Here is a 20,768-nt window from a genome sequence, read left to right on the forward strand (position 1 = left end):
TCGCCGGCATCTACGACCTGACGCTCCTGAACAAGGTCCTCAAGGCCGCCGGCAAGCCCGAGGTCTCCGACGCCGGCCTCGGCGCCAAGTAACCCCGAATCCAGCAATCCCAGGAGGTGACGACCATGGCCACCACACTTGCCAAGGCTGCCGAGGGCTCCGTAGCGGAGCAGACCCACGCTGCCCGTATCGAGCACGTCTCGAAGTCCTTCTCCGGCCCGGCCGGATCGCAGCTCGTCCTGGACGACATCAGCCTCGATGTCGCTCCCGGGGAGTTCGTCACCATCCTGGGGGCCTCGGGGTGTGGGAAGTCCACGCTCCTGAACCTGGTCGCGGGCCTCGACAAGCCGTCCGCGGGGTCCATCGAGACCCCCGGCGGCCGTCCGGCCCTGATGTTCCAGGAGCACGCCCTCTTCCCGTGGCTCACCGCGGGCAAGAACATCGAACTCGCCCTGCGTCTGCGCGGGGTGGCCAAGGCCGACCGCAAGCCGGAGGCCGAGCGCCTGCTGGAGCTGGTCCGCCTCGGCGGCTCGTACGGCAAGCGCGTGCACGAGCTGTCCGGCGGCATGCGCCAGCGCGTGGCCCTGGCCCGGGCGCTCGCCCAGGACAGCCAGCTGCTGCTGATGGACGAGCCGTTCGCGGCCCTCGACGCCATCACGCGGGACGTGCTGCACGGCGAGCTGACCCGCATCTGGACCGAGACGAACCTCTCCGTCCTCTTCGTCACCCACAACGTGCGCGAGGCCGTCCGCCTCGCCCAGCGCGTGGTCCTGCTCTCCTCCCGCCCCGGCCGGGTCGCGAAGGAGTGGACCGTGGACATCCCGCAGCCGCGCCGCATCGAGGACGCGGACGTCGCGGAACTGTCCCTTGAGATCACTGAACACCTGCGTGGGGAGATCCGCCGCCATGGCCAGCACTGACACCACTTTGAAGGCCACGGGCAAGAGCGACGACCTGGCCGGCCTGGAAGCGGGCCTCGACGCGCTCGACGCGGTCCAGACCCACCGCACCCCGATCCGCGAGGTCCTCGTCAAGAAGGTCCTCCCGCCCCTCCTGGCCGTGAGCCTCGTGCTCGTGGTCTGGCAGGTGCTCGTCGCCGCGAAGGTCACCGAGGAGACCAAGCTGCCACCGCTGTCCGCGGTGTGGGACAGCCTGTCCCACATGTGGGTCCAGGGCACCCTGCTGGAGGTCGTCTGGACCAGCGTCTCCCGCGGCCTGCTCGGCTTCCTGCTGGCCCTGGCCATCGGCACCCCGCTCGGCCTGCTGGTCGCCCGGGTGAAGTTCGTGCGCGCCGCGATCGGCCCGATCCTGCAGGGCCTGCAGTCGCTGCCGTCGGTGGCCTGGGTGCCGCCGGCCGTCCTGTGGTTCGGCCTCAACGACGCGATGATGTACACGGTCATCCTGCTGGGTGCCGTCCCGTCCATCGCCAACGGCCTGGTCTCGGGCATCGACCAGATCCCGCCGCTCTACCTGCGGGCGGGCCGCACCCTGGGCGCCACCGGTCTGCGGGGGGCCCGGCACATCGTGATGCCGGCCGCGCTGCCGGGCTACCTGGCGGGCCTCAAGCAGGGCTGGGCCTTCTCCTGGCGCTCGCTGATGGCCGCCGAGATCATCGCCTCCTCGCCCGACCTGGGCCTGGGCCTGGGCCAGCTCCTGGAGAACGGCCGCAACAACATCGACCTGCCCGGCGTGTTCCTCGCGATCATCCTGATCCTGGTGGTCGGCATCGCCATCGACCTGCTGATCTTCAGCCCGGTCGAGCGGTGGGTGCTGCGCAGCCGCGGCCTGCTGGTCAAGAGCTGATTCCGATGTCCCACGCACCCGCACTCCTGGTCATCGCCCACGGCAGCCGCGACCCGCGGCACGCGGCGACCGTGCACGCCCTGGTCGCGCGGGCCCGGACGCTGCGGCCCGGGCTGCGGGTGGAGACGGCCTTCCTGGACTTCGACGCCCCGTCGGTGGGACAGGCGCTGTCCTCGCTCTACCTGTCGGGCGTCCGGGAGGTCGTCGCCCTCCCGCTCCTCCTCACCCGGGCCTTCCACGCGAAGTCCGACATCCCGGCGGCGCTGGCCGAGTCGACGGCCCGCCTGCCGGGGCTCTGCGTGCGGGTGGCCGACGTCCTCGGCCCCTCCCAGCTCCTCCTCACCGCCCTCGACCGCCGGCTCGCCGAAGCCGGCCTCACCCCGGCGGACCGCGCCACCACCGCGGTGGTGCTCGCGTCCGCCGGCTCCACGGACCCGGAGGCGATCGCAGCGATCGCTGAAACCGCGCGGGAGTGGCGGCACACCGGTTGGTGCGCCGTGCGGCCTGCGTTCGCCTCCGCTGCTCTCCCCCGTACGGAGGACGCCGTACGGGCCCTGCGCGCCGAGGGCTTCGCCCGGGTGGCGGTGGCCCCGTACGTCATCGCCCCCGGGCGGCTCCCGGACCGCATCGCGGCGGGCGCCGAGGCCGCGGGCGCGGACGTGCTGGCCGACGTCCTGGGCGCGGCCCCCGAACTGGCCCGGCTCCTGCTGCGCCGCTACGACGCCTCGGCCGCCGCTGCTCCCGCGAGGCTCCCGGCCCTGACGGCGTAGGCCTGCCCGGCCCTCAGGGCAAGGTCCAGATCCGCACGGTCACCAGGTAGAACACCACGACCCAGAAGGCCAGCAGGACGGCGACGATCCCGATGCCGACGAGGTTGGTCCTGGCCGCCGGCTCGTCAGGCGACGGGCGCAGCCACCGCCCCAGCAGCGGGTTCACGTAGTAGGGCATCGTGAAGAAGCTCATGACGAGGCTCGACAGCAGGTTCCCCACGAGCAGGCCGAGCCAGAGCGGCATGTGCAGCGGCGACAGGGCGAGCGCCAGCAGGACGACGGTCGGGTACAGGCCGACCCACACCGCGATGGCGGTCTTGGTGACCGAGGGCGGGGGCGCTTCCCTGCCGTTCTCCTCGAAGGCGAACCAGCTGCCGAAGGAGTTGTCGATCGTGCGCAGCTTGAAGTCGAAGTCCTTCCCCTCGTCGAGGACCTTCCGCCGCCGGTCCGACCTCAGCCAGGCGTCGAGGTGCTCGGCGTTGTCGAACCGGTACAGCGTGGTCCATTCCTCCTGGACCCCCTCGACGGGCGGGAAGAACTCGCTCCCGCGGAAACCCTCGAACCTGCTCTCCTCCTCGTTCATCCGGCGCTGCCAGGCGAGGAAGTCCTCGACGTGCTCCGGGTGGACCCGGTGGGTGATCACCACGGTCACCAGCGGGTCCTGCGAGGTGGCGTGGCCGCTGAGCACCTGCTGGGTTCCGGGGCCGTCGAGGTACTTGTCGCCGGCTTCGAGCAGTCCCCGCCGGGTCGGGCTGTTGATCCACGCCCGGAGGTGGGCCATCGAGTCGTACCGGTAGACCACGACCCATTCGGGTTGCAGGGGCGTCGGCGGGGTGACCTCGACGCCGAGGTACCCCTCGTACCCGGCGGCGGCGGCGTTGACGTCCTGCTGCCACGTCTCGTACTCCTGCTCCCGGCCGGGCAGGACCTTCTGGGCGATGATCGCCGTGGCCTTGGCGTCCTCTGTGTGCTTCTCGGTGTCCATGTGCTCAGGCCTTCGAGTGCGAGCGCTTCTCGCCGAGCCGCTCGTAGATCCGTTCCGGCGTCAGCGGCAGCGACCGGTAGCGGATTCCCGTCGCGTCCTGGAGTGCGTTCGCCAGTGCGGGCGCCACCGGGTTGATGCTGCACTCCGCCATCCCCTTCGCCCGCATCGGCCCGACGGAATCCGCCGAGCCCACCAGGAGCACCTCGGTGCGGGGGACATCGGCGTAGGTGGGGATGCGGTAGTTGCGGAGGTTCGGGTTGACCACGGCTCCGTTCGCGTCGAGCCGGAGGTTCTCGGTCAGCGCGAAGCCGATCCCCTGGGCGACGGCGCCTTCCACCTGTCCCCGTACCTGCGCGGGGTTGATGACGACGCCGGCGTCGACCGCCTGGACGCTGTGGAGCACGCGGATCTCGCCGGTCACCCGGTGGACCGCGATCCGGAACCCGTGCGCGTTGGAGACGGCGCTCCGGGGAGATCCGTAGGCCTTGCGGGCGGCGGTGAAGCGGATGCCGCGCGCCCGTGCCAGCGCGACGAGTTCGGCCAGCGACACCCGCTGGTCCCCGCAGAGGACCCCGTCGTCGTCCATCGAGCACATCACGGGGTGGATGCCCGTGTGGGCGGCGGCGAACTCCAGGATGCGGTCGCGCACGGCGTTGCTCGCCCGCAGGACCGCGCTGCCCGCCACGAAGAGGCCCGCGCTCGCGAAGGCTCCGGTGTCGAACCCCGTACGGTCGGTGTCGGACTGCACCAGGCGGATCCGTGACGGTGTGGTGCCCAGTTGTTCGGCGGCGATCTGGACATGGGCGGTCGAGGTGCCCTCGCCGAATTCCACCGTGCCGACGGCGACCTCGTAGACGAGGTCGTCGCCGAGCGTCACCCAGGCCTCCGAGATGTGTTCGGTCGGGGGCGCGGTCTCGTGCAGGGAGGCGGCCGCGCCCGCCCCGATGAGCCAGTCCGGGCCGAGGCGGGGGTCCCCGGCCGTCCGGGCCAGGGCCCGGTCGACCAGGTCGATGCACCGCGCGAGGCCGTCCTCGCTGAACGTCACGTCGTCGGGACCGTCGTGCAGGGCGACGAGCGGATCGCCGGGCCGCACGATGTTGCGGCGGCGCAGTGCGAACGGGTCCATGTGGAGGGCGAGGGCCAGTTCGTGCATCGCCGATTCCACGGCGAAGGCCGGCTGGGTCATCCCGTACCCGCGCAGCGCGCCGCTCGGAACGGTGTTGGTGTAGACGGAGTACGCGTCGTACTTCTTGTTGGGGCAGCGGTAGACCATGACGGCCGCCCCGCCCGCGAACAGGGTTTCCCCGCCGTGGTTGCCGTAGGCGCCCGTGTTCGACACGTTGCGGACCTGGAACGCGGTGAGCGTGCCGTCCGCCTTCGCGCCCAGCTTGACCGTCAGCGTCATCGGATGCCGTGGCGAGGCCGTGGTGAACTCCTCCTCGCGGGTGTACTCGAAGCACACGGGCCGCCCGGTGTCCAGCGCGGCGAGCGCCGCCAGGTCCTCCGAGATGACCTCCTGTTTGCCGCCGAAACCGCCGCCCACGCGCTTGCAGAACACGCGGAGCTGGTCCGGGCGCAGCGCGAAGAGGTGGGCCAGTTTGACCTTGGCGATGGAGGGCGACTGGGAGCTGGTGCGGACGTTCAGGCGTCCGTCCTCCATCCAGGCGATCGAGCCGTGGGTCTCCAGGTGGGCGTGCTGCACGCGCGGGGACGTGTAGGTGCCTTCGTGGATCACGTCGGCCTCGGCGAAGCCCGCGTCCACGTCTCCGATGTGCGAGTGGATCTCGAGCAGGACGTTGTGGACGGGATCGCGGACGAAGGGGTCGTCCGCACCGTGGATCTGTGGGGCCCCCTCGGCCATGGCCTCCTCGGGTTCGAACACCGCGGGCAGCACCTCGTACTCGACGACGACCTTCCGGCAGCCCTCCTCAGCGGCGCCGGGGGTGTCGGCGACGACCGCGACGACGCGCTGGCCGGCGAAGCGGACCGTCCGGTCGAGGATGAGCGTGTCGTCCGGGTCGACCAGGTGGTCGGTGTGGATCGCCGTGGTGAAGCGCCTGCGCGGCACGTCCTCCCAGGTGTAGACCCGCTGTACGCCGGGCACCTCGAGGGCGGCGCTCTTGTCGACCGACCGGATCCGGGCGTGGGCGTGCGGCGCGTGCAGCACCTTGAGGTGCAGCGTGCCCTCCATGGGGGTGTCCATCGTGAACTCGGCGCGGCCGGTCACCACGTCGTCGGCCGCCGGGGCGCCGACGCTGGTCCCGACGGCCTTTCCCGGCTTGGCGCTCTCCACCCCGACGACGCCGCGGACCGCGTCCTCGATCCCCCGGTAGCCGGTGCAGCGGCAGAGGTTGCCCTTCAGCGCCCGCGGCAGATCCGCCTTCTGGGCCTCGGTGAAGGTCGCCGAGGTCATGATCATCCCTGCGGTGCAGAAGCCGCACTGGAATCCCGGGGCGTCGCGGAACTGCCGCTGCATCGGGTGCAGGTTGCCGGGCGAGCCCAGCCCCTCGATGGTGGTCACCTCCCGGCCGTCGGCGCGGAAGGCGGGGGTGATGCAGCTGTGTACGGGGCTGCCGTCCAGCCATACCGTGCAGGCGCCGCAATCCCCGGCGTCACAGCCCTTCTTGACTCCGTAGTGGCCGAGCGCGCGGAGGAAGGTGCGCAGGCACTGTCCGGGCGCCGGCTCCTCGTCGAAGCTCCGGCCGTTCACGCGGTACGTCATGACGTGCTCCCGGACGCGAGTTCACGGCGGATCTCCTCGGCGAAGTGCTTCGTCAGATGACGGCGGTGCCCGGGAGTGCCGTTGGGGTCGTCGAACCAGACGTCGGTGGGGATGACGTCGATGCTCTGCTGCAGGGTCGAGGCGTCGGGCAGGGTGTCGAAGACCATGCGCACGGGTCGGGTGGTGCTGGCGGTGACGGTGAGCAGCAGGTCGTCGTGGCCGGGCGTGCGCGTACCGATGAGGAACACCGTCGAACGGCCGAGGCGGGTCAGCGTGAAACGGCGGTGCGCGGTGCGCTTGCGCAGGGCGTGCAGCGGAATCTCGACGCGCCGCAGGATCTCCCCGGGGGCGAGGATGTTCTGGTGGTCGCCGGTCACGAAGTCGAGGGCGTCGACGGTGCGCGTCGTTCCGTCGGCGGCCCACAGTTCGTAGCGCGCCTCCAGCGCGACCGTCAGCGTGATCATGGGGCCGGCCGGCAGGCTCATGCAGATGTTCCCGCCGACGGTCGCCGCGTTCCAGACCTTGAACGAGGACAGGAACGCCTCGCAGCTCGTCCCGAGCAAGGGGCCCGCGGTCCACTCGGCCGGGGGCCGGAAGGCGTGGAGCTCGCGAACGGTGCAGGTGGCACCGATGTCGAGGCCCTTGTCGGTCGGGACGAGGGGGGCCCAGCGCAGGGCGGTCAGGTCGACCAGGCGGCGCAGATCCGGTTGCTCCGCCGAGAACAGCCAGGTCCCGCCCGCGAGCCAGGCGTCGCCCTCGCGCCAGTCCGCGCCCGGCCGGTCGGGCGGCCGCCGGACGACTTCGGTGATCGTGTTGAGGTCCACGGGGATCGCTCTCCCTCGCGACGGCAGCCGTGTGACGGACCGTCCACCGGGCTGCGGTGCGGGCGGGCAGCGTCACGGCCTCGGGCCATCGCATCGCGTGCGCGTCGAAGCCCGGGCGGCGTTGTGTGGGCGCCGGTTCGGCTTCGACTCCGGCCGCTGTGGTCGGGCACTGCGGCCAGGACCAGCGGACGTGGAGACTCCTCTTCAGCGTATCCCCGACCGGCCCCGCACCGCCAAGCCCAGCCGCCCGAGCCCGGCCCGCCCAAGCCCAGCCGCCCGAGCCCCGCTGCCATGGCCTAGGCGCGGGCCGCGGCCTCGTCGGCCAGGGCGGTGAGGTCCTCGATGGACATCGCGCCCGGGGGCAGACCCTCACGGGCGAAGATGTTCGCCGCGTGCCGCAGTACGTCGTTGACCGGGGTGGGGACCCCGTGCAGCCGCCCCAGCAGGGAGATCTCCCCGTTGAGGTAGTCCGCTTCCACCGAGCCCGTGCCGCGCGCCAGGCTCTGCCAGGACGACCCGCCCCGGACCCCCGGTGCCTGGTTCACCTTGCCGTCCCGTGCCAGCGACTGCTCCGCGTCCGAGGCGTACGCGATGCCCGCCGCCCCGAAGACCGCCTTCGCCTCGCGGACGGCCCGCAGCAGCAGCGCCGCCTTCGCCGGGTCCGGCTCCGGGCCTGTCGTCGCCTGGACGGCGTTGCCCAGGTTCCCCAGCAGCTTCGCGTGCTTCCACCGCATCACGTCCTCGACCACCGGCGCCTCGAAGCCGGCCTTCCCGAGGTCCTCCGCGACGGCCCGGCACAGCGCGTCCGCGCCGCCCGCCGCCCGGCCCACGTGCAGGATGCCGGTCAGCGGCGCGCACAGGGCCGAGACCACGCCCGGCTCCAGGAAGGTCGAGGGCAGCCATACGCACACCCCGTACACGCGCGCGAAGCGCCGTAGGGCCATCCGCTCGCTCTCCACGCCGTTCTGCGCGCACAGCACCGGCAGCCGCTGCGCGGCCGTGCCGCCGCCCGCGACCTCCGCGTCGCCCCACGCGTCGAGCGCGGCGACCGCGTGCTGGGTCTTCACCGCCAACAACAGCACGTCGTCGGGGCGCAGTTCGCCCAGCTCGTCCGGTCCGGTGACCACGGGCAGCCGGTGTACCCGCTCCCCGTCGGCCGTGGTGAGCCGCAGCCCGTCGGCCCGCAGGGCCTCCGCGTGCGCGCCGCGCGCGACGAGGACGACCTCGCCGCCCGCCTCCGCCAGCCGTCCGCCGATGGTGGCGCCCACGGCGCCCGCGCCGATGATGATGTAACGCATCCCCCGAGCCTGGCACATCCGGCGCCCCGCGTTACGGTCGGGGCCGGGTCCAGCCGGACGGCGTCCCGGCCGCGCCGGTCCGGGGCCCGTGGGTCAGCGGTGAGGTCGGACATCCCGGACTGGGCGCTCCGGCGGCACCGGGCTCGCGCTCACCCCTGTCCCCCGCCTGTCAGTTCGACGAGCTTGACGACGGTGTTCCAGTTGCGGGTGGTCACGTCGATGCCCTTGACGACGGCGGGCCTGGCGAGGGCCTCGGCCAGTTTGGAGCGGCCCAGGCCGTCGGGGGCGTAGAGGTAGAGGACGCGGTCGCCGAGCCGGTACTCCTCGGGGAGGTACGAGGCCTGGTCGAGCGCGGCGAAGCGCTCCGCGCCCGGCTGTTCGGAGAAGAAGGTCGCGTGGAGCTGCTTGCCCTGCAGCTCCGCGGCCGGGAAGGGGCAGGCGTCGGCGACGGCGCGCAGGTACGCCCCGTCCACCACCAGGCACGCCACCCGGAAGCCGAAGCGGGCCTCGAGGGCCGTCTCCAGTTCCCGGGCGAGCGCCGCCGGGTCCTGCTCTGCGCTGCTGAAGACGGCGTTGCCGCTCTGCAGGTACGTCTGTACGTCGCCGTGGCCGAGCTCCTCCAGCACGGAGCGCAGCTCCGCCATCGGGACCTTCCTGCTCCCGCCGACGTTGATGCCGCGCAGCAGCGCCGCGTACTTCCTGGTCGTGGCCTTCTTCGTCATGGCGGCACCTTAGGCGGCGGCTATGACAGTTCGGCCTCGACGAGGTCGGCGGCCTGCCGCGTGCCTCCCTCGGCTGCCATCCCGGCGCGCACGGCCTCGGCGCGGGCGGCGACCTCGGGGTCGGCGACCAGGGCGAGGACCGCCTCGCGGAGGGTCCGGGCGTCGGCGTCCGCCATCGGTACGTGCCGGGCCACGCCGAGCGACACCAGCATGTCGGCGTTGCCGAACTGGTCGACGGCCTGCGGGACGGCGACCATCGGGGTGGCGGTGGCGAGTCCTTCCTGGCTGCCGCCGGCGCCCGCGTGGGTGATGAAGGCGTCGGCCTGGCGCAGGATGTCCAGCTGGGGAACCCAGCGGTGGACCTCGACGTTGGCCGGGATCCCGCCGAGGTCGGCCTCGTCGGTGAACTTGCCGATCTGGAGGACGACGTGCCAGTCGGGCAGGTCCGCGAAGGCGTCGATGCAGGCGCGGTAGAAGGCGGGCTGCCTGGTGAAGGCGGAGCCGAGCGAGACGAGCACGACCTTCTTGCCCTCGGCGGTGGCGGGCCGGTGCCAGCGGCCCTGGGCCGTGCGGTCGCCCTGGCAGGCGCCGACGAAGGTGTAGGCGGACTCGTCGACGCGGTCGGCGTGCGGCTGAAGGGCCCTGGGGATCAGGACGAGGCTGCGGCGCGGCCGGCCCTGGAAGCGGTCGACGTCGTCCGCGAGGCCGTTCTCGGCGAGCCAGGCGGCGAATCGGGCGTAGTACGCCCGGCCCCGCTCGGAGGCCTTCAGCTCGGCGAGCATCGGCTCGGCCACCTCTTTCTCGTAGCCCTCCCAGGCGACGAGGTTCGGGGAGAGGGAGACGGCGGGGACGCCCCACCGGTGGGCGAGCACGGGTGCCGGGTAGGAGGTGATGTCGTGCAGGACGAGGTCCGGCTCGTCGCCCTGGAAGGCGGCGGCGAGCTGCGGGAGGGCTTGGACGGCGTCGTTCAGGAAGGGCTCCAGGTTGTCGATGAGCTCGGTGCCCCAGGCCTCCGGGTCGTCGTCGGTGGGGAGGGTGGAGGTGTAGATCACGGGCGTGGCGCCGGTCTCCGCGATCTTCTCGGCGAAGGCGGCGGGGATGGCGTAGCTGACGCGGTGGCCGCGGGCGACGAGCTCGCGGATCACTTCGATGCTCGGGTTCACGTGGCCGTGGGCGGCGATGGAGAACATGGCGATGTGCGCGGCGCCGGCGGCGGGCTGGGCGGAGGTCATGGTCCGACCATAACGAGACGAGACGTCTCGTGCAACCAAGTTCAGGGCGCCACCCCGTCCGGCCCGCCGGAGCCGCCGGTGGGCGCGGTGACGCGCTCGATGTCGGTGGCCAGCGAGTCGAGCCAGGCCAGACCGGCGTAGAACCGCGGCAGCGCGACCCCGTCCGCCGCGTCGCCGGAGGGCCCCCGGCCGGACGCGGACAGCCCGTCCGCCGGTGGCGCGCCGGCCACCGGCTTGTCCACCGGCACCGACGACGGCTGCCGCGCGTCCACCGGCAGGTCGCGCGGCGGCCGGTCCGCGTGCGGTGGCCGGTCCGTGTGCGGTGGACGGTCCGCCTTCGCTGGCAGGTCCGTGGGCGGTGGACGGTCCGCGTGCGCTGGCAGGTCCGCGTGCGCTGAAAGGTCCTCAACGTGCGGTGGCAGGTCCATGTGCGCTGGACGGTCCGTGTGCAGTGGACGCTCCGTGGGCGGCGGCACGTCCGCGCGCGGCGGCACGTCCGCGTGCGGCGGCACGTCCGCGTGCGGCGGCACGTCCGCGTGCGGCGGCAGGTCCGTGGGCGGTGGACGGTCCGTGGGCGGTGGACGGTCCGTGGGCGGTGGACGGTCCGTGGCGTGCGGTGGACGGTCCGTGGCGTGCGGTGGTGGGGCGGTGTTCGCTGTCAGGGTTGAGGCGGTGCGCAGGCCGGTGGCCACTCGCGTCGCACGGTCGCGCAGGCGCGTCTGCTGTGCCGGTTCCAGGGGTGGGCCGCCTCGGGCGAGCAGCCGCCGCGAGCCCCACAGCACGTGGTGGCCCGTCATCAGGGCCGCCTGCCAGTCCGCGGGGGTGCCGACCGGCGCGCGGGGCTCGCTCAGGCGCTGCGCGAACGCGGACTCCGCCAGCAGCAGCGCGCGCTGCAGCGCCGTGTCGTCCGGGGGCCGGCCCGGCCCGCCCACCGCCACGGCGGCCGCGGTGGTCCCGACCGTGTCGGCCGCCTCCGCCAGCAGCAGGGCGACCGCCCGGTGCAGCTCCACCTGCGCCCCCCGCGGCCAGGCGAGCAGCCCGAACACGACGCCGATCAGGCTGCCGATGAGCACGTCGAGGATCCTGACCTCGGCCAGCTGCCAGGTCACCGGCGCCAGCTGGGCGAAGACGAAGGACACGACCAGGGTGAACATGCCCTGGGCCCAGCCCACGCCCCGCACCGGCCCGACCCGGAAGGCCACGAACATGACGAACGGCAGGGCGACCGCGTAGACGGTGCTGTGCACGCCGATGAGGGCCAGCAGGACGCCGGCCGTGAGGGCGCCGAGCAGCGTGCCGGTGAGGGCCACGCGGACGGTCGCCCGGGTCTGCGAGACCGTGGTCCGGGTCAGGCTGAGTACGGCGAGCATCGCCCAGAAGCCGTGGGGCAGGGAGTCGATGCCCGCGACCGTGCGGGCGGCCGCGAGCGCGAGGCTGAGCCGTACCGCGTTCTGGAAGTGCACGGACCGCGGCCCGGCGTGTGCGGCCAGCCGGTGCCACCACAGGCGGGGCGCGTGCCGGCCGGCGTACCAGAAGCGGCCCGCGTCGGTCTCGGCCGGCAGCCGCGCGCGCAGGCCCCGTACCGCGAGTTCGGCGGCCGTCGTGAAGGCGACGGCGGCGTCCGCCACCTCCAGCAGCGCCGCCCTGCGCACGCCCAGCGCCTCGCTCGCCGGCCGCTCGTCCACCGCCACGGCCTCGGCCCGTACGTGTCGCAGGGCGCGGGCCTCCTCGACGCTGTCGCCGGTGCCGCGCAGCAGGGCCGCGCTCTCGGCGGCGGCCGCGCCGACCGCGGCGGGCACCCCGGGCGCCTGCTGCGGCGGCGGGCGGTCCGGGGGCGGCGCGGGCAGGTTCACCATGCGGTTCAGGAGCGTACGGGCGGCCAGGCCCGCGTGCGCGAGTCCGCGGTCCCGCAGCCCCGGCCCGGCGGGCCGCTCGGCCTCCGGGACCCGGAAGGGGCGCAGCGCCTCACCGGCCGCCCGGGCCGCCTCCGCCCCGGCGGCGGACAGCGTGTACGGGGCACGGCGCAGCTCGTCGGCGCAGCGGGCGGCGGTGTCGGCGGCCTCGGCGGCCAGCGCCCGGTAGGAGGTGCCGCGCCGCTCGGGCAGGACGAAGAACTCGGCGAGGATCAGCAGCGCGAGGCCGACGGTCGTCCCCAGCAGGCGCTCACCGAGGGTGTCGGGGGCGTAGGGCGGGAAGCACGGGAGGATGTAGAGCAGCTGCAGGCCGGGCGCGGCGCCCGACGGCCGGGGCCCGGCCACGGCCACGAAGGCGAGGCAGAAGCCGATCACCAGCATGCCGGCCACGGCGGTCCACGTGCGCACCGCGAGGTAGGTGCCGATCGTGACCAGCACCCAGGCCAGCGGCGTCGTGCGGGCGATGACGACCGCCCGCTGCGGGCCGGTGCCGGGGATGTGCGAGAGGGCCGCCATCGACACGACGCCGAACAGGGCGTACGTCGCGGCGACGGACAGGTCCAGCCCGTACAGGAACAGGAAGAACCCGGCACACGCGGCGAGCGTGGTGCGGATGGCGCGCCGCGCCACGCCGCCGGGGCCGCGGGCGGCGCCTGCGTCACGGTCGGCGCCCATGCCTCCAGCATCGGGCCGCCCTTCCGAAGCCACCACCCACGGGGGCCGGCGGCGGACGGTGGTAGAACTCGGATGCGTCGTGATGACGCCGGTCCGCCGGAGCCGTCGCACGAGCCGAAGCGCGAGCCGGAGCACGGTCAGGGGCAGGGACGGGGACGGGGACAGGCAGAGCCATGGGCACAGGAACGGGAGCGGGAACCGACGGCATGGACGAAGCGCGGGCCAGGCGGGTACTGACGGCGGCGGGCCTCACGCGCGGGGCGACCCGTGAGCCGTCCCTCCTCGCGTTCGGCGAGAACGCCGTCTTCGCCGTCGGCGACCTCGTGGTGAAGGTGGGCCGGGAGGCGGCGCTGCTGGACCGGGCCCGGCGGGAGCTCGCGGTGGCCGACTGGTTGGCGGCGGCCGGGATCCCCGCGGTCCGCGCGGCCGAGCCGGAGCCCCGGCTGGTCGAGGGGCATCCGCTGACCGTGTGGCACCGGCTCCCCGACGCGGTCCGGCCCGCGGGCGCCGAGGACCTGGCGGTGCTGCTGCGCGCCGTCCACGCCCTGCCCGCACCGCCCTTCGCGCTGCCCGCGCGGGACCTGCTGGGCGGGGTGGAGCGCTGGCTGCGGCTGGCGGGGGACGCGATCGACCCCGCCGACGCGGCGTACCTGCGGGCCCGCCGGGACGCCTACGCCGGCGAGGTGGCGGCCCTGGCCCCGCACCTCGCGCCCGGCCCGGTCCACGGCGACGCCCTGCCCCGCAACGTCCACGTGGGCCCGGACGGGCCCGCCCTGGTCGACCTGGAGACCGTCTCGGCCGATCTGCGCGAGCACGACCTGGTGGTGATGGCCCTCGCGCGCGACCGGTACGGCCTCCCCGACGAGGAGTACGGGGCGTTCGTGTCGGCGTACGGGTGGGACGTCCGCGACTGGCCGGGCTGCGCGGTCCTGCGCGGGGCCCGGGAGACGGCGAGCTGCGCCTGGGTCGCCCAGCACGCCCCGGCCAACCCGAGGGCACTGGCGGAGTTCCGCCGCCGCGTGACCTCCCTCAGGGAGGGCGACCCGGGAACGCGCTGGCATTCCTTCTAGGATCCGAGGGGCACATGGGCACGCACAACGCACCTCATGCCCGGTGCCGTTTCGCGTACGACCACGTCACCGCGGTCATCAAGGCGGGGATGGCGAACAGCGGGGCGAAGGCGAGCCACCAGACGGTCAGTGCCGTACCGCTCGACATGTACGTCTGGCTTTCGACGGTGAAGGCGACGACGAGTTGCCACACGGCCACGAGGACCAGGGCGCCCGTGGCGGTCCAGGCCAGCCTGCCGAGCGCCCGGGGGCGCAGCGGCCGCCACCGGTCGCTGACGAGCAGGAGCGGGAACAGAGCGGCCGACTCGGCCAGGACGGAGAGGCCGACGACGTAGGCGATGCCCCACCCCGGGATGTCGAAGACCTCGCGCAGCACCTGGTCGCTGTAGCCCACGTAGACACCGGAGGCCATGGCGATGCGCCACAGACCGGACGGGACCGCGCAGAGGGCTACGGCATGGGCGGCGCGGCGAGCCCAGACGGGTGCGGGCGCGGGTGCGGGCGTGGGCGCGGTGGGAGCGTTCACTGTCGTCATGACGTCCATGCTGGCTTCGGCCACCGCACCCGCACATCGTCCGCTGCGGCGGGCCGCCTCCCACTGCGGAGGGAGGCGCGGCCCTCTCGGGTAGGACGCGCAACCAGCCCGCCAGGGCAGCGCCTTTGGCGGGCAGGACCTGCGCGGCGTCACACCGTGCGCGCGTCAGGGCCTCGGCGAGCGACGCAGGACAGCCGAGGTGCCGGACCAGCCCGGCCGTCCGCGGTCCGGCCGGCGCACCGAAGTGGTCCGCGACCGAAACGCGCCCGTTCAGCCGCGGGTTGAGGACATCGCGTGTACGGACTCCGGGTGCTGGTGCTGCGACCGGGAAGGTTCACCGGCTCGCGACGCCCGGCACGGCCCTAGCTCTCCCGGTGCGGGACCACCGGCCACGCCGGCTCGACTATCGCCTCGGGGTCCGAGGTGCGCCGGAGGTAGCTCTGGAGCGACTCGGCCTGTTGGGCCGCCGCGCGGATCTGGAGGTCGTGGAGGTCCGCCAGCTCGATCCCGCCTATGGAGGCGTGCCTCGCGCCCACCCGGCGGGCCGCGCGCGCCGCCGCGAGGGCGTCGGCGGCCGCGTTGTGCGCGTCGTCGAGGGTCACCCCGTAGTGCTCGCAGAGGGCCTGCAGGGTCCGCCTGCCCTTGCGGTACCGGTCCGCGTGCTTGTCGAGGACCAAGGGGTCGATAACGGGCGCGGGCCGGCCCCGCAGCCGGTCGGCCAGCGGCGCGATCCCGTGCCGGCGGCACTCCCGGTCGAGCAGCGACAGGTCGTAGCGTGCGTTCATCACCACCAGCGGGGTCCCGGAGCTCAGCCCGTCGGCGAGCGTCTGGGTGATCTCCGCGATCGCCGGGGCGGCCGGCACGCCTTCGGTGCGTGCGTGCTCGGTGGAGATGCCGTGGATCGCGGCCGCCTGCGCCGGGATGGCCACGCCGGGATCGAGCAGCCACGTGCGGGTCCGCGCGACCCGGCCGTCCGGCTCCATCGCCACCACCGCGGCGGTGACGATGCGGTCGGACTCGATGTCGGTCCCGGTCGTCTCCAGGTCGAAGGCCACCATCGGCCCGCTGATCCAGCTCATCGCAGGGACCCCCGCGATTCCCCCGGTTCCCCCGGTTCCCCCGGCCCCGCGCCGGTCCGTTCCAGATCCCCCATGCCGTGCCCCTCCCCCGTACGCCTTCGGTCAACGGCTTTCAGCCTGCCACGGGGCACTGACAAGCCCGACGACACCCCCCTCGGGGCCGGTCCTCAGGGCCGGTCACGACACGGGACGGGAGTCCTCCCACATCGACTCGAACTCCTCCCGGTACGTCGCGAACAGCCCGTGGTCCGCGTCCTTCGGGACGCCGCGCCCGCCGCCCCGCAGGACCAGGACGGGCGATTCCATCCCGCGCGCCCGCCGCAGGTACGACTGGACCACGGCGATGCCCGAGGAGTTCCCCTCCACCAGGTAGGCGGTGAAGCGCGGGGTCTCGTCGAAGACGTGGATCTCGAAGCGCGAGGGGTCCCGCAGGCCCGCCCGGACCCGGCGGACGTGCAGGATGTTCATCTCCACCGAGCGGCTCAGCTCGCCCTTGCGCAGGCCCAGTTCCCGCTCGCGCCGCTTGACGGCGCTGCTCGCCGGGTTCAGGAACAGCAGCCGCACCCGGCAGCCGGCCTCCGTGAGCCGGACGAGTCTTCGGCCCGAGAAGTTCTGGACCAGCAGGTTGAGCCCTATGCCGATGGCGTCGAGCCGCCGCGCACCCCCGAAGAGGTCCTCCGCGGGGAGCTGGCGCTGCAGGCGCACCCGGTCCGGGTGGACCGAGATGACGTCCGCGTACCGGTCGCCCACCAGGTCCTCGACGGCGTCGATCGGCAGCCGGTCCGCCGACGGGCTGCCGGCGCCGCCGCCGAGGACCTCCAGCAGCCGTGCTGAGGCCCGTTCCGCCTGTTCCAGCACGGGCCGTGACAGCGCCCGGTTGCGGGAGACGACGTTGCGGGTGACCTCCAGCTCGTCGAGGGCCAGCTCGATCTCGCGCCGGTCGTCGAAGTACGGCTCGAAGCACGGCCAGTGCTGGACCATCAGCTCCCGCAGCTGGGGCAGGGTCAGGAAGCTCAGCACGTTGTCGTCGGCCGAGTCGAGCAGGTAGCCCTTGCGTCGGCTGACCTCGCGGACGGCCACGGCCCGCTGCACCCATTCCTGCCCCGCGGGACCGGCGGCCGCGACCACCCAGTCGTCCCCGCCGTGCACCGGCTCGTAGATCGGCCTGAGGACCGCCCCGACCACCGAGCGCAGCCGCTGTTCGATGAGATTCAGCCAGATGTACGCACGGCCGGCCCGCTGCGCGCGGGTGCGGACCTCGCTCCAGGCCTCCGCGCTCCAGTCGAGTTCGGCGCCGGCGGATCCAGGACCCCCGGCGCTCCCGGCCTCCGCCGGTCCGCCCGCCAGGGAGACCGCTCCGGCCGCGATCCCCGTCGGTGCCCCGCCGGGGACACCTCCTGGGGCGTCCGCCGGGCCACCCTCGTGACTGCTGTCACCAGGGGGCAGCTCCAGACCTCCCGAGCTCACCCGTGCACCGCCTTCTGCGTCTGGACGCCCGTCTCCAGTGATCACGGAAGGGTACTCCGCGCGCGCGGCCCGGTGCAGCCCGATGGTCCCCCCACCGGTCGCCCGTTGACCCATTATCCGATGCGCAGACAGTCCGGTGACCCGCATATCAGCTCTGCGGGTCACCCGGTAGGACCCCTCCCAAGTCCGCGCGTGGACGCCCTCTTTCGGGGAAGATCGGAACAGTGACGTGGTCCACGCCGGATCAGCCGGGACATCCGACAACGCGGGAAGAGTCGTTATCTATGCAGGTCTGGCCGGGACAGGCGTATCCGCTCGGCGCCACTTACGACGGCGCCGGCACCAATTTCGCGGTCTACTCCGAGGCCGCCCGACGCATCGAGCTGTGCCTCCTCCACGACGACGGCTCGGAGACCGCCGTGGAACTGCGCGAGACGGACGCCTTCGTCCGTCACGCGTACCTGCCCGGGGTCATGCCCGGTCAGCGCTACGGTTTCCGCGTCCACGGCCCGTACGAGCCCGAGCGCGGGCGGCGCTGCAACGCGGCGAAGCTGCTGCTGGACCCGTACGCGCGGGCCATCAGCGGCCGGGTGACGTGGGGCGAGGCGGTGTACGGCTACCACTTCGGCCGGCCCGACTCGCGCAACGACCTGGATTCCGCCCCGCACACCATGAGCTCGGTCGTGGTGAACCCGTACTTCGACTGGGCCAACGACCGGCCGCCGCGCCACGAGTACCACCACACCGTGCTGTACGAGGCGCACGTCAAGGGCCTGACGATGCGCCATCCGGACCTGCCCGAGGAGCTGCGCGGCACGTACGGGGCGCTCGCGCACCCGGCGGTCATCGGACACCTCGCCAAGCTCGGCGTGACGGCACTGGAGCTGATGCCGGTGCACCAGTTCGTCAACGACCACCGGCTGGTCAACGACGGGCTGAGCAACTACTGGGGCTACAACACGATCGGTTTCTTCGCCCCGCACAACGGCTACGCCTCGGGCGACCGCGGCCAGCAGGTGCTGGAGTTCAAGTCGGCGGTCCGGGCCCTGCACGAGGCGGGGATCGAGGTGATCCTCGACGTGGTCTACAACCACACCGCGGAGGGCAACCACCTGGGCCCGACGCTGTCCTTCCGGGGGCTGGACAACGCCTCGTACTACCGGCTGGCGGACGACCCCCGGCACTACATGGACACCACCGGCACGGGCAACTCGCTGCTGATGCGCTCCCCGCACGTGCTCCAGCTGATCATGGACTCGCTGCGCTACTGGGTCACCGAGATGCACGTGGACGGATTCCGCTTCGACCTGGCGGCGACGCTGGCCCGCCAGTTCCACGAGGTGGACCGGCTGTCCTCGTTCTTCGACCTGGTCCAGCAGGATCCGGTGGTCAGTCAGGTGAAGCTGATCGCGGAGCCCTGGGACCTGGGCGAGGGCGGCTACCAGGTGGGCAACTTCCCGCCGCTGTGGACCGAGTGGAACGGCAAGTACCGGGACACCGTACGGGACCTCTGGCGCGGGCAGCCGCGCACGCTCGCGGAGTTCGCCGGGCGGCTGACCGGCTCGTCCGACCTGTACCAGGACGACGGGCGGCGCCCGCTGGCGTCGATCAACTTCACCACCTGCCACGACGGTTTCACCCTGCACGACCTTGTCTCGTACAACGAGAAGCACAACGAGGCCAACCGGGAGGGGAACCGGGACGGCGAGACGCACAACCGGTCCTGGAACTGCGGGGTGGAGGGGCCGACGGAGGATCCGGACGTGCTGGAGCTGCGCGAGCGCCAGATGCGCAACTTCACGGCCACCCTGATGCTGTCGCAGGGGGTGCCCATGCTCAGCCACGGCGACGAGTTCGCCCGCAGCCAGGGCGGCAACAACAACGCGTACTGCCAGGACAACGAGCTGTCGTGGGTGCGCTGGCCGGAGCCGGGTAAACCGTCGCCGTCGCTGTTGGAGTTCACCCGGCGGATGGTGTGGCTGCGCCGGGACCATCCGGTCTTCCGGCGGCGCCGGTTCTTCCACGGCAGGCCGGTGGAGGGGACGCACGACGAGCTCTCCGACATCGCCTGGTTCACCCCGCACGGCGAGGTGATGCGGGCGCGCGACTGGCAGGCGCAGCACGCGCGGGCGCTGACCGTGTTCCTCAACGGGGAGGCCATCTCCGAGCCGGGCACCCGCGGGGAGCGGATCACCGACGACTCGTTCCTGCTGATGTTCAACGCGGGCGCGGAACCGCAGGACTTCACGATCCCGGCGGGGCACGGCGCGCAGTGGCACCTGGTGGTGGACACGGCGCGGGCCGACGTGCTGTCACCCGGTGCCGGGCCGCAGTACTCGGCCGGCGACCGGGTGGCGCTGACGGGGCGGTCGCTGGTGGTGCTTCAGCGCCCGGCGTAGGCGCTGTCGTTCTCGCCGGCCACCGCAGAGGCGGTCCGCGGGCCGGGGACGAAGGCGGCGGTGTGCGTACGGGCGGCGGGCACCCGGGTGACGAGGGCGAGGGTCAGGCAGAGCGCGGCGGCCCCGACGGCGACGGCGAAGGCCCCGGCGGGGCCGTACCGCTCGGCGAGGCGCCCGCAGACGACGAGCGCGGTGGCCTGCCCGGCCACCAGGCAGCTGGCGGCGAAGGCCATGGACGTGGAGAGCCGGGCCGGTTCCACGGCCCGCTCGGTGAGGGCGAAGGCGGTGATCAGGTGGGGCGCGTAGGCCGCCCCGAGGACGGTGACGACGGCGTACAGGGACCACAGGCTGTCCGTGACCAGCAGCGGGGCCGAGAGCACCAGGGCCGCTGCGGTCGCCACCCGCCAGCGCAGCCGCAGTCCGTAGCGGGCGGGCAGCGCGCCGAGCGAGAGGCCGACGACGGCGCTGACGACGCCCATCGCGGAGTAGACCACGGCGGCCTGGTCGGGGACGCCCAGCCGGATGGTCAGTGCGGTGATGCCGGCCTGGCAGGCGCCGAACATCGCGCCTTGGAGGGCGAGGGAGCCGCGTACGGCGTGGACCACGCCGGGCGGGCGCACCCGGTTTCCCGTACCCCGTGCGCGCGCGGGGGCCCCGGCCGTGACGGCGGCGGTCGGGTGCAGGGCGTAGACGGTTCCGAAGACGGCGACGAGGCCCGCCGCGCCACCGAGGGCGACCGCCGGGTGCGCGAGGAGCGCGGCCATCCCGACCAGGGCGGGTCCGAAGACGAAGGAGACCTCGTCCAGGGTGCCTTCGAGCGCGTGGACGGCGCCCACGACGCTCTCGTCGGCGCCGGCCCGGTGGGCCAGCGCCACCGAGCGGGTCCGGGCGAGCGGCCCGATCAGTGGGACGGAGGCGCCGGTGAGGGCGCCGATCGCGGCGAGCGGCACGGTGGCCAGGTGGGTGAGGGCGCCCGCGACCAGGGCGGCGGTGGCCACCGCGTTGACCGCGGCGGCGGCCAGGACGACGGGCCGCTGCCCGTGCCGGTCGGCGAGCCATCCGAGGACGGGTCCGAAGAGGACCTGGCCGAGGGAGAGGGTGCCTCCGACCACGCCGGCGGTGGCGAGGGAGCCGCTGGTCTGGGCGACCAGCAGGAAGCTGCCGAACTGGGACATCGCGACGGGCAGTCGGGCGAGGAAAGAGACGAGCGGGAGTAGGGGCCCGGTCAGGGCGATGACTCTTCGATAGGTCTTGACGGTTCCAACCACTTGATC

15 protein-coding genes and 1 pseudogene are annotated in these 20,768 nt (G+C 73.4%); 5 read left to right on the top strand and 11 right to left on the bottom strand.

Translation table 11 applies throughout. The features are described from left to right. Positions 1–125: 125 nt before the first annotated feature. From ACZ6JT_RS34895 to ACZ6JT_RS34905, 3 genes are read left to right on the top strand one after another with little or no spacing between them, the layout of a single operon-like run. A complete protein-coding gene (locus ACZ6JT_RS34895) occupies positions 126–920 on the top strand; it encodes an ABC transporter ATP-binding protein (RefSeq protein WP_469216184.1) in 795 nt (264 codons plus the stop codon). Then, positions 907–1,803, top strand: coding sequence for an ABC transporter permease (locus ACZ6JT_RS34900; RefSeq protein WP_469216186.1), 897 nt, complete (start codon positions 907–909; stop codon positions 1,801–1,803). Before ACZ6JT_RS34895 ends, ACZ6JT_RS34900 begins: the two co-directional genes overlap by 14 nt. 5 nt (positions 1,804–1,808) lie before the next feature. Continuing rightward, positions 1,809–2,573 carry a sirohydrochlorin chelatase gene (locus ACZ6JT_RS34905; protein WP_469216188.1) on the top strand — a complete coding sequence of 255 codons (765 nt, stop codon included), beginning with the start codon at positions 1,809–1,811 and terminating at the stop codon, positions 2,571–2,573. Between the two features lie 13 nt (positions 2,574–2,586). Here the strand turns inward: ACZ6JT_RS34905 and ACZ6JT_RS34910 are convergent, their stop codons facing one another. From ACZ6JT_RS34910 to ACZ6JT_RS34940, 7 genes and pseudogenes are all read right to left on the bottom strand, one after another. Continuing rightward, complete coding sequence (locus tag ACZ6JT_RS34910) at positions 2,587–3,558, bottom strand: antibiotic biosynthesis monooxygenase (protein WP_469216190.1); 972 nt, start codon at positions 3,556–3,558, stop codon at positions 2,587–2,589. A 4-nt stretch (positions 3,559–3,562) separates the two neighbouring features. After that, positions 3,563–6,280 carry a molybdopterin-dependent oxidoreductase gene (locus ACZ6JT_RS34915; protein WP_469216192.1) on the bottom strand — a complete coding sequence of 906 codons (2,718 nt, stop codon included), beginning with the start codon at positions 6,278–6,280 and terminating at the stop codon, positions 3,563–3,565. Further along, positions 6,277–7,104 carry an FAD binding domain-containing protein gene (locus tag ACZ6JT_RS34920; protein WP_469216194.1) on the bottom strand — a complete coding sequence of 276 codons (828 nt, stop codon included), beginning with the start codon at positions 7,102–7,104 and terminating at the stop codon, positions 6,277–6,279. The genes ACZ6JT_RS34915 and ACZ6JT_RS34920 overlap by 4 nt, the downstream gene beginning before the upstream one ends. A gap of 296 nt (positions 7,105–7,400) precedes the next feature. Then, positions 7,401–8,402: a ketopantoate reductase family protein gene (locus ACZ6JT_RS34925; RefSeq protein ID WP_469216196.1), complete on the bottom strand. Its 1,002-nt coding sequence runs from the start codon at positions 8,400–8,402 to the stop codon at positions 7,401–7,403. Between the two features lie 149 nt (positions 8,403–8,551). Then, positions 8,552–9,124: a DUF1697 domain-containing protein gene (locus ACZ6JT_RS34930; RefSeq protein WP_469216198.1), complete on the bottom strand. Its 573-nt coding sequence runs from the start codon at positions 9,122–9,124 to the stop codon at positions 8,552–8,554. 20 nt (positions 9,125–9,144) lie between these two features. Then, positions 9,145–10,391: pseudogene (mgt, locus tag ACZ6JT_RS34935) on the bottom strand (macrolide-inactivating glycosyltransferase). Between the two features lie 6 nt (positions 10,392–10,397). After that, entirely contained in the window at positions 10,398–12,944 is a 2,547-nt protein-coding gene (locus ACZ6JT_RS34940; protein ID WP_469216200.1) for an FUSC family protein, read from the bottom strand. 206 nt (positions 12,945–13,150) lie between these two features. On the opposite strand from ACZ6JT_RS34940, the gene ACZ6JT_RS34945 reads away from it, so the two are divergent. After that, positions 13,151–14,014 (top strand): phosphotransferase enzyme family protein, encoded by an 864-nt coding sequence (locus tag ACZ6JT_RS34945; RefSeq protein WP_469216217.1) that lies wholly within the window; start codon positions 13,151–13,153, stop codon positions 14,012–14,014. A gap of 34 nt (positions 14,015–14,048) precedes the next feature. Here the strand turns inward: ACZ6JT_RS34945 and ACZ6JT_RS34950 are convergent, their stop codons facing one another. The 3 genes from ACZ6JT_RS34950 to ACZ6JT_RS34960 form a co-directional block, all read right to left on the bottom strand. Further along, positions 14,049–14,558 carry a hypothetical protein gene (locus tag ACZ6JT_RS34950; protein WP_469216219.1) on the bottom strand — a complete coding sequence of 170 codons (510 nt, stop codon included), beginning with the start codon at positions 14,556–14,558 and terminating at the stop codon, positions 14,049–14,051. Between the two features lie 353 nt (positions 14,559–14,911). Next, positions 14,912–15,628, bottom strand: coding sequence for an exonuclease domain-containing protein (locus ACZ6JT_RS34955; protein WP_469216202.1), 717 nt, complete (start codon positions 15,626–15,628; stop codon positions 14,912–14,914). A gap of 177 nt (positions 15,629–15,805) precedes the next feature. Beyond that, positions 15,806–17,095 (bottom strand): SAV2148 family HEPN domain-containing protein, encoded by a 1,290-nt coding sequence (locus ACZ6JT_RS34960; RefSeq protein ID WP_365484315.1) that lies wholly within the window; start codon positions 17,093–17,095, stop codon positions 15,806–15,808. Positions 17,096–17,379: 284 nt separating this feature from the next. Between ACZ6JT_RS34960 and glgX the strand changes: the two genes are divergently transcribed. Beyond that, on the top strand, positions 17,380–19,494 hold the full coding sequence (gene glgX / locus ACZ6JT_RS34965; RefSeq protein ID WP_469216204.1) for a glycogen debranching protein GlgX: 2,115 nt from the start codon (positions 17,380–17,382) through the stop codon (positions 19,492–19,494). Here the strand turns inward: glgX and ACZ6JT_RS34970 are convergent. After that, on the bottom strand, positions 19,479–20,762 hold the full coding sequence (locus ACZ6JT_RS34970; protein WP_469216206.1) for an MFS transporter: 1,284 nt from the start codon (positions 20,760–20,762) through the stop codon (positions 19,479–19,481). The two genes, glgX and ACZ6JT_RS34970, sit on opposite strands and share 16 nt — an antisense overlap. Positions 20,763–20,768: the final 6 nt, after the last annotated feature.

The organism is Streptomyces sp. NPDC046308 (assembly GCF_055588065.1).

Coding starts and splice junctions, on each gene's coding strand:
- ACZ6JT_RS34895 (WP_469216184.1), top strand. CDS start 126: ATGGCCACCACACTTGCCAAGGCTGCCGAGGGCTCCGTAGCGGAGCAG.
- ACZ6JT_RS34900 (WP_469216186.1), top strand. CDS start 907: ATGGCCAGCACTGACACCACTTTGAAGGCCACGGGCAAGAGCGACGAC.
- ACZ6JT_RS34905 (WP_469216188.1), top strand. CDS start 1,809: ATGTCCCACGCACCCGCACTCCTGGTCATCGCCCACGGCAGCCGCGAC.
- ACZ6JT_RS34910 (WP_469216190.1), bottom strand. CDS start 3,558: ATGGACACCGAGAAGCACACAGAGGACGCCAAGGCCACGGCGATCATC.
- ACZ6JT_RS34915 (WP_469216192.1), bottom strand. CDS start 6,280: ATGACGTACCGCGTGAACGGCCGGAGCTTCGACGAGGAGCCGGCGCCC.
- ACZ6JT_RS34925 (WP_469216196.1), bottom strand. CDS start 8,402: ATGCGTTACATCATCATCGGCGCGGGCGCCGTGGGCGCCACCATCGGC.
- ACZ6JT_RS34930 (WP_469216198.1), bottom strand. CDS start 9,124: ATGACGAAGAAGGCCACGACCAGGAAGTACGCGGCGCTGCTGCGCGGC.
- ACZ6JT_RS34940 (WP_469216200.1), bottom strand. CDS start 12,944: ATGGGCGCCGACCGTGACGCAGGCGCCGCCCGCGGCCCCGGCGGCGTG.
- ACZ6JT_RS34945 (WP_469216217.1), top strand. CDS start 13,151: ATGGACGAAGCGCGGGCCAGGCGGGTACTGACGGCGGCGGGCCTCACG.
- ACZ6JT_RS34950 (WP_469216219.1), bottom strand. CDS start 14,558: ATGGACGTCATGACGACAGTGAACGCTCCCACCGCGCCCACGCCCGCA.
- ACZ6JT_RS34955 (WP_469216202.1), bottom strand. CDS start 15,628: ATGAGCTGGATCAGCGGGCCGATGGTGGCCTTCGACCTGGAGACGACC.
- glgX (WP_469216204.1), top strand. CDS start 17,380: ATGCAGGTCTGGCCGGGACAGGCGTATCCGCTCGGCGCCACTTACGAC.